This window comes from Maridesulfovibrio ferrireducens (assembly GCF_900101105.1).
Lineage (GTDB): Bacteria > Desulfobacterota > Desulfovibrionia > Desulfovibrionales > Desulfovibrionaceae > Maridesulfovibrio > Maridesulfovibrio ferrireducens.
The window spans coordinates 319,179-331,194 of the sequence record NZ_FNGA01000005.1 but is presented as its reverse complement, the minus strand read 5'-3'; the positions used below and the strand labels follow the sequence as shown (position 1 = coordinate 331,194).

Annotated in this window: 11 protein-coding genes and 1 pseudogene; 8 read left to right on the top strand and 4 right to left on the bottom strand. The window is 40.8% G+C overall.

Annotated features, from left to right (window positions below; translation table 11 throughout):
• Nucleotides 1-403: pseudogene (locus BLT41_RS17565) on the bottom strand (site-specific integrase); the annotation flags it as partial.
• A 469-nt stretch (nucleotides 404-872) separates the two neighbouring features.
• Here BLT41_RS17565 and BLT41_RS16010 point away from each other — a divergent pair.
• The 8 genes from BLT41_RS16010 to BLT41_RS15975 all read left to right on the top strand — a co-directional run bounded on the left by BLT41_RS16010 (nucleotide 873) and on the right by BLT41_RS15975 (nucleotide 7,041).
• Entirely contained in the window at nucleotides 873-1,856 is a 984-nt protein-coding gene (locus BLT41_RS16010) for a hypothetical protein (RefSeq protein ID WP_092162942.1), read from the top strand.
• A 362-nt stretch (nucleotides 1,857-2,218) separates the two neighbouring features.
• Nucleotides 2,219-2,428 (top strand): helix-turn-helix transcriptional regulator, encoded by a 210-nt coding sequence (locus BLT41_RS16005; RefSeq protein ID WP_092162941.1) that lies wholly within the window; start codon nucleotides 2,219-2,221, stop codon nucleotides 2,426-2,428.
• The gene (locus tag BLT41_RS16000; protein WP_092162940.1) at nucleotides 2,425-4,059 is read left to right on the top strand and encodes a YfjI family protein; all 1,635 of its coding nucleotides are present in this window, start codon (nucleotides 2,425-2,427) and stop codon (nucleotides 4,057-4,059) included. Before BLT41_RS16005 ends, BLT41_RS16000 begins: the two co-directional genes overlap by 4 nt.
• The gene (locus BLT41_RS15995) at nucleotides 4,056-4,352 is read left to right on the top strand and encodes a MobC family plasmid mobilization relaxosome protein (protein WP_092162939.1); all 297 of its coding nucleotides are present in this window, start codon (nucleotides 4,056-4,058) and stop codon (nucleotides 4,350-4,352) included. The genes BLT41_RS16000 and BLT41_RS15995 overlap by 4 nt, the downstream gene beginning before the upstream one ends.
• Nucleotides 4,349-5,794: a relaxase/mobilization nuclease domain-containing protein gene (locus BLT41_RS15990; protein ID WP_170830394.1), complete on the top strand. Its 1,446-nt coding sequence runs from the start codon at nucleotides 4,349-4,351 to the stop codon at nucleotides 5,792-5,794. The genes BLT41_RS15995 and BLT41_RS15990 overlap by 4 nt, the downstream gene beginning before the upstream one ends.
• A 504-nt stretch (nucleotides 5,795-6,298) precedes the next feature.
• Entirely contained in the window at nucleotides 6,299-6,526 is a 228-nt protein-coding gene (locus tag BLT41_RS15985; RefSeq protein WP_092162937.1) for a hypothetical protein, read from the top strand.
• A 9-nt stretch (nucleotides 6,527-6,535) separates the two neighbouring features.
• Entirely contained in the window at nucleotides 6,536-6,727 is a 192-nt protein-coding gene (locus BLT41_RS15980; protein WP_092162936.1) for a hypothetical protein, read from the top strand.
• Between the two features lie 65 nt (nucleotides 6,728-6,792).
• Entirely contained in the window at nucleotides 6,793-7,041 is a 249-nt protein-coding gene (locus tag BLT41_RS15975; protein ID WP_092162923.1) for a hypothetical protein, read from the top strand.
• Nucleotides 7,042-7,181: 140 nt separating this feature from the next.
• Here BLT41_RS15975 and BLT41_RS15970 read toward each other — a convergent pair whose 3' ends face one another.
• From BLT41_RS15970 to BLT41_RS15960, 3 genes are read right to left on the bottom strand one after another with little or no spacing between them, the layout of a single operon-like run.
• On the bottom strand, nucleotides 7,182-8,327 hold the full coding sequence (locus BLT41_RS15970; RefSeq protein ID WP_092162922.1) for a patatin-like phospholipase family protein: 1,146 nt from the start codon (nucleotides 8,325-8,327) through the stop codon (nucleotides 7,182-7,184).
• Nucleotides 8,309-10,594, bottom strand: a complete 2,286-nt coding sequence (locus tag BLT41_RS15965; RefSeq protein ID WP_092162921.1) for an anti-phage 6A-MBL system cap2_3 protein — start codon at nucleotides 10,592-10,594, stop codon at nucleotides 8,309-8,311. The genes BLT41_RS15970 and BLT41_RS15965 overlap by 19 nt, the downstream gene beginning before the upstream one ends.
• Nucleotides 10,587-11,726, bottom strand: a complete 1,140-nt coding sequence (locus tag BLT41_RS15960) for an anti-phage 6A-MBL system MBL-fold protein (protein WP_092162920.1) — start codon at nucleotides 11,724-11,726, stop codon at nucleotides 10,587-10,589. Before BLT41_RS15960 ends, BLT41_RS15965 begins: the two co-directional genes overlap by 8 nt.
• Nucleotides 11,727-12,016 lie beyond the last annotated feature (290 nt).

Genomic DNA, 12,016 nt, shown 5'->3' with positions numbered 1-12,016 from the left:
GGCTTTCTTCTCTTTTCCATGATTTTGCAGATTTATTGGATTCTGCTTGTGGCCGATAGAATTGTGTCCATATTTCATCAAAAGTAATGCCTTTATCTTTCTCTGCCTTTTCGCGGGTTTCTTTTTCCTTGAGGGCGGCGGTGGCCATTTCTTTTTTCTGTTTCAGGGTCTGTGGAAATTTACCTTGGGCCTGACTGACTTTAAGCTCACTCAGAATATTAGCTGCATCCTGAGCTTTGAACCCATTGCTTGCCCAACCTATGGGCTCGGTTTTGGTCTTGCCTTCATACTTATAGGTGATTGCAAAATACTTGTCCGGTTGAATACCGTGCTTACGGGTTTCGTGCTCACGGTAGCGTACTCCGGGGTACTTTGTTTTGTTCCATTTTGGTCTTGTTGCCATCCTTACCTCCATTTCCTGTACAACTCCTGTACAACTTTTTTAAGAGATGGACAATGATCACAAGTGATAATAAATGAAACTTATTCAGTTAAAAAGTTAGTTAAAACAATGGTTAACTGAATTTTTGTGAAGATGTGTGATTTCTTCTGAAACCCTATAAAACGGACTCAAAATCCGCCGGTAGTGATACCATGAGAGTTCAATTCTCTCTCCCGGTACCATTTGAAATATAAGGGTTTCTCACTGAAAGTGAGAAGCCCTTTTTTCATGCCCAAAATAGCTCTCCCCACACTCTTCCCCATAAAATTTAAAAAAGTGAAAAAAGTTTGATTAAGTTCAAATTTTTTTCACTTTTTTGTTCCCCATGTTTATTTATTGGGGAAGTTCGTTTAACCATCATCCTATTTGTAAAAAAAATATACCTCAGTTAAAGGGGGATAAGCTGTATAAAAGCATAGGGAGATAGCGAATGAGTGAAGCGCAGAATGATAAAGTTACTGAGGTTCAAATTACAGATGTGAATACTTTTGAAAATGAGAAAGAACAATTTGTTGAAGCTAAGACTAAAGTTGTTGAGCAAGAAGATGAAAAGCCTAAACGTGAAGCTCTCATTCAGTCACTTTTTCAAGAAAAGAGTTTTGAAGACAAGCTATTAGAGGCATTTGTGTTGTTTGTGAGTATGATAATTCCTGTAGTTATTATCAAGTATGTTCCTAGTCATCCAAATGCTTCAGTATTGGGCTATGCCTTTATTTGCTTTTTTGTTCTTTGGCTAACAATTTATTTGTTTAATTTTGCACTCTCACATTTTATAGAAGGGATGAACTTTTTTACAAAGAATGAAGTTCAGCGACGAATTTTAGCTTCGGAATTGAGAACTAGGTGGAATCGAAAATCAAGTGCTGATTTTACGAACGCAATTCTTGAAAATAGATTGAAAGTGTATTTTATGTCTGAATATAATTCTGTAAAATTTATGAAGATAGGTTGTTTTCATTCTTCTTTTTTCCGTCAGAAAGAAAGAGCTATTCGTCTTTTTGATGAGCGATGTTTTTTTGATTTAGATGAAGTAGAGAAGATTGAATTAAAATATTCAAGATTTTTGTCAGATGAAGACCGTTTAGCCCAAATACAAAATTTAAAGATTGAAGAGCTTAAAAAAGAAGTTAAATCTTATCAAACACAGAAGGCTCGTTTGACTCTCGCTCAGAAAAAGTTAGACGGAGCACATAAAGAAGGCTTCTTTCTTGCGAATATGGTGCTGGAAATGGTCAAAGACCCGACATCCTTACAGACTTTTTCTCATGAGGATTACCAAGCGATTGCTGATAAGGTTAAGGATAAAAAATATATTCAGGATTTGAGTTTGAATCGTCCTGCAGATAAGTTGATTAAAATTTTTCGTCTGAATCTCCCCTCAGAATTTAGAAACACAGGAAATGATTCCAAGTAAAAACCTTGGGACAATATGGACAAAATGGACAAAATTATATTTCTGTCCATTTTGTCCATATTGTCCGGTCATAATTATTCTTCCTTTTTTATTTCTATTTCGGCTTACAGTTTAAAATACCCCGCCTTGCTTCCTACTCTGTTGATAAAATTTCAAGTTTTTACAGTAAAGACACCTTAGAATTTAAATTTCTAATAATACCCTGAAAATAAAGAAGTTTGCCCTCCAAATTCTGTCTATATCCGACAGGACTTGGAGGGTTTTTAACAGAATTTCTACCCTTCCAGATGGTTTAACAGCTCCGTTAAACGTGATCGATTTGCATCGAAGAACAAACACCTCCAACCAACAAGGAGAAATCGATGCAAGGACTATTAAGCACAAAAGAAGCTGCGGAAAGATTGGGACTCAGCCCCGGAACATTGGAAGTATGGCGTTGTCTTGGAAAAGGTCCGCGCTATATCAAAATTGGGCGGCGTGTCGGATACGATGCTAGTGATCTGGATCTCTATGTTGAATCTTGCAAAATTATTCCGCTCGAAGAACAAGCCAACTTGCCGAGGCCCAGATGAACGAGTCCGGCACAGACATTCTTTCTATGTTCAGACATAAACCCCCTGTTCCGTTGGGGCCGCAGTTTCCGCCTTCGTTGGCGTCAATTTCGTTGCCTTCGGTTCTGGCCGAGTACAGCTATGAACTTAGTGAATCTCTACAAGTTCCGTATGAGATGGTTCTTTGTAATCTATTTGGAGTTCTATCCACCGTCGCGCAGCGGCGTTTTTCTATACAAGTGAAGGAGGGGTATCATGAGTCCTTAAATCTTTACCTGTTGTCACCGCTTCCACCCGGTGAGAGGAAAAGTGCTGTTACTCAGGCTGCACGCAGGCCGTTAACACAGTGGGAGAACGATCAAGAAAAAGTAATCGGTCCATTGGCTCAGGAAGTGCGTTCAAAACGACTGACGTTAGAACGTGCCATTGATCATCGTCGTAACTTGGCTGCTAAGGCAAAGAATTCTCAGAATCGAAACAATATCTTGCAAGAGATTCGTGACCTTGAGGATGAATTGCCGGAGTTACTTTCTATTCCAAGATTACTTGCTGATGACATTACTCCTGAATGTTTGGCTATGCTCATGGAGCAGCAAGGCGAGTGCATGTCTATCATTGAGGCCGAAGGCGGTCTCTTTGATACCTTTGCAGGACGGTATAGCAAGATGCCTAACCTTGATCTTATATTGAAAGCGTTTAGTGGCGAGCCGTGTCGTGTGGATCGTAAGCACGGGCAGTATATCGGGCTCAAGCATCCATTGTTGACTATATGCGTTACAACTCAGCCGGATGTTTTGCGTGGAATGGCCATGAATCCAGAGTTTAGAGGGCGCGGCTTTCTGGCTCGGTTTTTATACTTCTTTGGTCAAAGCAGACTTGGGTTTCGAATTGCGGAGCCTCCGAAAGTTTCATTGCAGGTTGAACGAGCTTTTCTAGAGCGAGTTGAACTACTCTTATCCTTCAAAACAAATTCCGAAATTACTGATCATAGTCAGCCCTTGTTGCTCAGTGCTGAAGCGTATGAGTCATGGAAAGGTTTTTTCTTGCTCATTGAGGCAGAGTTGCGACCGGGGAAAAGTCTTGAAAATATGACTGACTGGGCGGGCAAAGTTCCCGGTCAGGTTGCTCGTCTTGCCGGATTGTTACATTTGGTTTCATCTGTAAAAATTGAATCCCGAATTGAACAATCTGTAATGCTGGCAGCTACCGAACTTGGTAAGAAGCTTGTCTCTCATGCTCTATATGCTTTTCATGATATGGGGTGTGATGCTTTGACTTCGTGTGCTCAGGCCGCTCTTAAGTGGATTAAAAATAGAAATATTGAGCAATTCACTTTTCGGGAATGTCATCGTGCTATCCGTGGAAGATTTCCTAAAAAGAAGCAGGTCGAGCAGGGCATAACGATGCTTGAGGATTATGGGTATCTTGTTCTGGTTCCTATTCAATCATCTGGTGTTGGCCGTCCTTCGAGCCCGAGTTATAAAGTTCATCCGGCTGTTCATGCGCAGGAGGTTACTCCAAAAGGAGTTTATAGCCAGCCTACCCAACGTGACACAGCTTGCTGCGCAACCAGTGACGCCGTTGGGGCTGGCGAGGGAGGCAAGCCTCCCTTCGATCCCTCCGTTTACGCCAGAGAAATGGAGGCTGTATGAGCACAGCACGCACTAAATGGATTAATCTTAGAGTTACGCCGGAAGAAAAAAAGATCATCACTTCCGAAGCAGAAACTAAGGGAATGAGTACTTGCGATTTTGTGCGCCATAAATTGGGAAAGCAGCGAGTTCGTAAAACCAAACGTGAAAGAGAGAAGCTGCTTCACGTTGCCCGTATAGGAAATAATCTCAACCAGCTTGCCCGCTGGGCAAATACTTATAAAAGCAATGCAGATTCAATTTTGATTCTTGCTGAACTGTCAGCGGTTGAAAAGGAGTTGAAATGTATATGAGGGTTTTTCGGTACGGCAAAGGGAATGGAGTCGCATCCATAAAATATGTTCTTGATCCAAAACGAGAGGGGCGTGAAGATTCTCCGCCAGAAGTTTTGCGTGGAGATCCGGAGACAGTGCAAAAGGTTATCCGCTCAACTGATCGAGTATGGAAATTCACTTCCGGTGTTCTCTCTTGGGCTCCAGAGGATGAAGTTACACCTCGGACTGAAAAAGAAGTCATGGATGACTTTGAAAAAATAGCTTTCGCAGGCATGGAGCCGGATCAGTATTCCATCCTTTGGGTTCGGCACAGCCATGCCGGACACCCTGAATTGCACTTTATTATACCGCGTACTGAACTCAGGCAGGATAAAGCCATGAATCCATGCCCGCCCAACTGGCAGAAACAATACGACGTTTGGCGTGATCTTTGGAATGAGCGCAAGGATTGGGCAAAGCCTGATGATTTGAAGCGGTCTCGGCTTACACAGCCGGGGAAAGATATACATTCTCCAAAGGGTAAGCAACTGAACGACTTCCGTAAAACCGTAACTGACTATTTGGCGCAAGGGATAGCTGACGGTTTGCTTAAGGACAGGAAGGGTTTAGTCACGGCTCTTCAAGAATTAGGTTATGCCGTGCCTAGGCAGGGGAATAATTACATTACCTTGGAGTTGCCAAAAGATAAAAAGCGCGTCCGGCTTAAAGGAGGGATATATGAATCATCTTGGAGAGCTGACCGAGAAATTAAAAGAGAAGATGGACTCACGGTCTCAGGAGGTCGAGCAGGCCGCCAAGAACGCATTGAAAGACTTGAGCGGGAACTTGCTGAAGTATGCCGAAAACGAACTGAATACCATCACCAGCGATATGGATGCTCATTTTCAGAAGCTCAGGAAAAAACAATCCAGAATCTCCACGTATCACTGGAAGCAAAACATTTTGGCAAACATCATATCCGCTCTGCTTCTAATCATCATATCAGTCTCCATAACCGGATACTTAGGCTGGCGAATTCAAGCCCAGAACGAGGAGCTGAGCCAACTCAAGGACAGTGTCGTGAATTTGAAAAAGCAGGAAAGCAAACTCAAGAATTGGGGAATTACAATGCACCAGCAGGGCAATCAAAAGTTTCTGGCATTTCCCAAGGGAATGAATCTGGAAATAGTAAAAACATCCAACGGCGACCCAGCCGTTTTATTGCAGAGGTAGATCATGAACGAGTTAAGTCGGAGCTTATCGGAGACTTTGGAACGGATGGAGAAAACGCAGGAACAAAGGTTGAAGCAGCAAGATCAGAGAATAGCCGAACAAGGGCAAAGGATAGCCGAGCTGGAAAAGGAGATGCAGGGTTGCCTAGACTTGCAGAGCGGATTGGATGGTGCGTTGAGGGAGTTGGGGCGGTTGTGCGGGCGATGAGGAAGAAAGTAAAACAATCCCGAACTAGAATGGTTAGGTGATTTATTGCCCAGATATCAAATCGGACAGGATGAGACTACGGATGAAATGAGACTTGAAAATAAAAAAGTTACTAAATTTACTGGTTCAGTATATTTTGTCTTTCTGTATGATTATTTACTTTTTTATTGCACAGTTGCGTGGAATGGTATATAATTTTAAGTTTGTCTAGAGAAATGCTTGACAGTCAGACTTGATTGGATTATTTTACTTCATGGTTCTCAAAAGTGCTTGACATAAAAACGCCCCAGTCTTTTGACGAAGATTAGGGCGTTTGGGAACCTGAGAATCAGGTGGTTTCTCTCTTTTGGTAGGAAAGTAACTAACCGCTCAGGCTCCCCTTGTCAAGAAGATAAGTATATCTTTATATAAGAGGGTAGCTGCCATGATTTCTTAAACTCACTTCACATTATTTACTAATACTGAATTTCTTTCAGCCCTTCCTTATGTTTTTCTCAAGCATAATAGGTAGTGCTATACCTTTTTACTTTCCGACAGGTATTGAAATGACAAGATATTCAAATATTGGCGGCAACTCTGGAGTTGCTGCATATCGCTACGATTCCGATTCCATTTGCGTACAGTTTAACTCAGGCGCAACCTACTCATACACCTATGCCAGTGCTGGTGCTTCTAATCTTGAGCATATGAAGGATTTGGCAGAGCAAGGACATGGCTTGAACTCTTTTATTAACCGTGTAGTCCGCACGCAATACGCAAGTAAACATTGCTAAGGAGGAGCTATGCCTGAAACTTACCTTGTAACTATAGATTCTGGACAACCAGAAGAGAACAAGCCCCTGCGCGAGGCTATATTCATATCTACAACTGGTAAAACTATTGCCAGTTATGATGTGCCTCAATGGTTAACTGAGGATGAAATTGACCACCTCAAAAGCAATGGCTTTACCGTTATAAGCGAAGACGAAGATTAAAAATAGGCGTCTTGTAATGAGCTACAGGATGCGATAAGGCGGCTCATGCCGCAAGGACAATTATTATGCCCAAAAATAGCAAACAGACATCATCCAGTGTAGCAAGTCAGGCTTCTGAAATTCTCAGGGATTCTAATTCATCCGGTATTCAAAGAAAACTCGCAGGTTCAGCTCTTGCGCAGGCAAGTACAGGCAAAGAAACTGGAGCTGACATGGAAACCGTAGCTTCAAAGGTTCTTAATAGCCCTAAATATAACGACAAGACCAAAACGATGGCTGCATCGGTCCTCGCTCAGTCTAACAAAGCTCGCTAATACCAATTCAAAACGAATCCCCCTTGAAGTTTATCTCAAGGGGGATTCATTATTAATGTGTTTAATTATAGTTGTTTAGGTATTCACCTGACATGTTCTTTGAATAAGTCGTCATGTCAGGTGAATTTATAACTAAGGTTTTACTTAGGGGGCCCCCAAGCTCTCTGATTCCATAAAAATGTTTCATAACCATGTCTTGAGATTAACTCAAAGTCTTTTTCTTTAAATTTACTTAGAGTTGTACGATATTTTGCAGCTTTTTGTACTGACTCTGCTTTTAACCATTGGCTGTACGATGGTTGGGTGTTTGGGCTAACCATATGTTTAGCCAATTTTGTGACGGGGTTAGATCCTATTTGAAGATACATACCATCGCAATTCTGATTAGTTTCATAGTTTTTTCTTAAGAAAGCAACGAATGATCTGACCCTTAAAGCTCTTGTCTGTTCTTGGATTATGTCAAGGAGTTTATTCATCCTTTTCCAACTAAAAGGGGATGGGATGGGCTGCTGGCAAAATGGTGCTCCTGCATCTGATACAATAAGAAAGTTGATGTCGCTGTGCTTTTTGTATGATTGTGTCCCTATGTTGAATAAAGGTTCAATCCCTAAGTTGTCATAGACCCCACCATCATAAAGGTGAATTTTTTTGAAATTTGCGGGAGGACATGCATCATTAGAGGTCTGGTATTTTTTGGGTATTTCCCAGCTATGTTGACTAGCATCAAAAAACAAAGGGCCTATCCCAACAGGGAAGGCCGCTGACATCGCCATGGCATTGGCTAGTTTGTATTCTTTAGCCAATGTGTACCCTAATTTATAATCACCTGCTGATATTCCTTTAAATCTGAAACGTTTTCCTGTTTCAGCTGTAGATCCGTTGATAGACCAAGTTGGTGAATTAGGAATGTCATTAAGTGTGGCTTTAACTCCCCACATTTCGTGTATACTTTCAGAAAGAATTGTAGCCCGTGATAATATGAATTTCCAGTTGTGTGGTTTTAACAACCTAAATGCAGAATTAAGTTGGATATCTGTTGAGCATAATAGCTTTTTGATAGCTGGGTATATGTCTTTTTTATATGCATATGAAGTAGGCCATTGCATATTTGAAAAATGGTATACTAGACCAAGAAATAAACTTCCGCCAGAGACTGTTGAATTGTGGGTTACATTTTCTAACAGGTTATGTTCTGCAAGGGCCTTGAGCACTCCTGCATGGTATGCGGCAGCTCTAACCCCGCCTCCTGACAATGCTAGTCCTATTTTTAAATCTCTACTGTCCATTTCTGATCACCTTCTTTGACTGTTATCGTTATGCTGTTTTCACCAACGATAAGCATTAGTACTGGGCGTCCTTCTTTCCACATAGTGTTGCTTAAGTCGTCTATTAAAATTTGGTCTGCTGCACTAGGCTTTGCTGTATAGTTTCGAGGATGAGAGTGCCATTCTCCTATATATCCAACCACATTCGCTGTTCGGTCACTTGCACTATCAACTACTTCAGTAAGTTCATGACATCCACGGACAAATGAGCATGTTTTTTCATCGCTATCGATAGGTGCAGGACAAATATCAACGATAAAAATTTGTTTCAGGATGTGGTCGGCATATCCCAAGATTATTCCCCCAGTCTCGTTTGGGAGCTTCTCTTGGCGAATTTTATTTAATTCTTTGACCAAATAATCATCCAGTAACATTTCCCAGTTTCCGCATGTACAGCAGATTACAGGGGATATAGGTATGTCGTGAACTTGCACTGCTGAATTCTCATCATCGGAGATCCAAATTTTTAGTTTGGGTTGTGTTTGGTCGCGAAGGATCCTTACTTGCTGAGATAAAATAGCACTGTGTAAGGTTATTTTTTCATAGGACATTACTAGAGACACATCCCTACAGCCGAGCCCCACAGCTAAGTGTCCTTTATGGTTTTTTAAATGGGCAGCACCCCATGGAAAATTTAGTATTGCCCTATAATATTGACTTTCTAAATTATTTAACCGGACTTTCCGTTCGGAGTCCTCAAGAAGCAATACGGAAGCATTGCCTGATGGGGTTAGAAATATTGAGACGGATCTTGGGCATTTTTCAGATTTCGAAAGTTCACGGGGAACCTCTAATGTGGTACTTGCATCAACGAGGAGATCAGACGTTTCAAGTGTATTGTCAGACTCATCTTTTAATAGATCTAGGACGTTTTTGTTAAGATTAACCGTTTCACTGTACATGTTGTAGTAGTTGTTATCAACAAGGTGAGCCACTGCTTCTGCTTTATTAACACCAATTAATTGGTCTGTTGCAAGGTGTCTTATTATATTGTGAGGATTAATTACATCCGCATCAATCAGGGTCCATTTTCCCCATGCTTCTTTACTCCAGATGTTGACGATAGTACTCCCCAATGCTCCTACACCTACGAGTGTCCCTTGAAAGTTTGCTAACTCAGAATTTAATCCTGATCCTTGCTGAGCAAATTCAAAAGAATTTTCTTGTATTATTTCCACTGGAGAAACTTCAAAATCGCGCCATGAGTTAGTGTGTTCCACAACTCCTAATATATCTATCGCATAATATCTGTTTGGGGTGTAATCCTCCATCCTATCTAGAGCTCCAAGTGACTCTCCTAAAGAAGCTAAATCTGTTCCCAAAAAGAACCCAGAAACATCGATCTTTTCTGCTTCTGAATCTTCATTTCGTGCAACTGGAATAATAAGGATTAATAAACAGTTTTCAGAAGGATTTTTAGTTACATATTTTTCATCTATATTTTCTTGTACATGCTCGCGTATCGCGTCAAAGAGCTTTGTGCTAAAGATTGGTCCCCTTTTTTCTATTTGGTCATTGATTTCCCCAAGGTTTGATGGGAATGATTCTATTTCTCCGTGGATGACTGGCGGAAAATAGACCGTGATAGGTATTATGTTGTTGTCAATTGAAATGCCTATTGAAATGTCATTTTCGTAGGCTGATCTATAGTAATTCTTGGTCAGAGGTAATAATTTTAGAGGTCCGTTTTTTAGTGCATCCTTCGGTGGAATTACAAATTTTTGGGGAGAATCAAAGTATAGAGGTTCTAGGGGTTGGTCAGTTCTATGAAGGCTATTTTGAGCCGCAGAGGTTAGCCACCACTCCACACGCTGAAGGAATTGTTGAGGCGTCCACACCCGTCTAACTGTGCTCCAAGGCTCGAAGTATAAGCAGAGTGATACAGGATCACCTTCTTTTACGTAGTTGCAGTGTAGAATTGTTGGAAATTCGTTTCGAAGCATCCTTACTTCCGGCATCTTTGTTTCGTCAGCCATTAAAGTTAATGCAATACGTTCTCTAATTAAAATACCAACATCATTCCTGCTGGGTATTTCTCTGCATGTGCAGTCTGCTACAATTATTTCAGCGACAAGCCCTTCTTCTCCTTCGAGTTTACGCAATTCAATAATTTCATAGCAGGAGCTAGATTCGCATGCGGTAAAAATAGCCTGTGCAGCAGGCAAGGTAAGTTCTCCTATAGATGGGTTTTCTATAGGAGAACCATATTCGATGTATGAGCTACTCATGTCCTGCCCTTTTGGCTGGAGAGCTTGTGATGGCAGCGGCGGCTGCAACTGTTTTAGAGTCAAGGGAAATTCCTCGACTTTCAATTTTGAATATTAGTGGTTCTGGTTTTGTTCTTTTGGGTTCTTCCATGGTGACCAGAAGATCTGCTCCATTTACTTTTTTAAGATATTTTTTGTAGCAGTTTTTGGCTTGAACATGGGGAGGCTGTTCTTGGTCATATGCTTCCTTGTTGTTTTCAATTGGTTTGCTTGAGCTTACCAGATAAGAGTTGAGCCTTCCAAATCCGAGAAGTTCTTTAATGCTTTCTGCTGGTTCAGTTTCATTATCTCCCTTCTCCTTATTAAGGGCTTTATAGCTACAGTGGTGAGGGATATTAAATAAATCCCAGTGTAGTCTGTCTTCACGGCTATGATATTTGGTTATTGAAATAATATCTTCTAGGACTTCGTATTCAGAATCTCCAACCGCGAGGTAGTCGAATACGCTTCCGTTGATTCTAAAGCGTACGTTAAATATTAACGCAGCAGAATTGCGCATGTCGTCGCCTTCATCAACATGTTTAATAAAGGGTGAGTGACAGAAAAATTCGACACCATCATCTTCTAAGCTAAAGTCCTCAGCAAGTTTTCCTGCATCAGTGATAAGGTGTTTACGTGAGTCAAAATCTAGCTTCTCGTCTTCAAACCATTTCTTCAACTCGGCGGGCTTAGAAAAAACTCGGATATCTTTTCCTTCTTTCAATCTATAACGGGCTTCTTGGCGCCATATTACGAATTCACTGCTTTGGCTGTCGGATGCAGCCGTTTCAAGAATCATAGCAGCTGGAACCCAAAGGGTTTTAATCTTTATACGACCATCGCCTTGGTATTTTTTTGCGTGTTGAAGTTCAAAGAACTCTGTACTGTTCTCAATGTGGTCCTTATCACCATGAGTGAATGCTACAACATCAAAATAGTCTTTGTCGGCCTTTTTGAGTTCGTCTTTTAGGTGGTCATTTAAGTTGATGTGGGGGTCTCCCTCTTCTTCTGATTTTTTAAGATGCCTGAAATCAAAAAGAATCCGCTTGCCATTATTAAGGATGATTTGGCTAGTATCTCCATTGCCGACTGGATAAAAAATGACTTGGTGCATGTGTCTCCCCTAAAGTTTAATTTTTAAGCCCAGATCTATTTTAAAATAGATCTGGGGAATTGTTGAAATTGTCTGTCAAATAATAAAGATAAGATCTAGTTTTCTTGTTAGTCTTTAAAATATTTACTTAATTTAATGTGTTTTGTTGTTGCTTAACAAAATATATAGAAAGTTTATGAAAAGCGAGGGGAATTATTTTTAAAATTAATCTCCGCTTTCATGGTATGGTATTTGTTTACTTGTAATTTGAGGTCGGTATGTGAATTCTTGGATTGAATATTTTGTTTTGT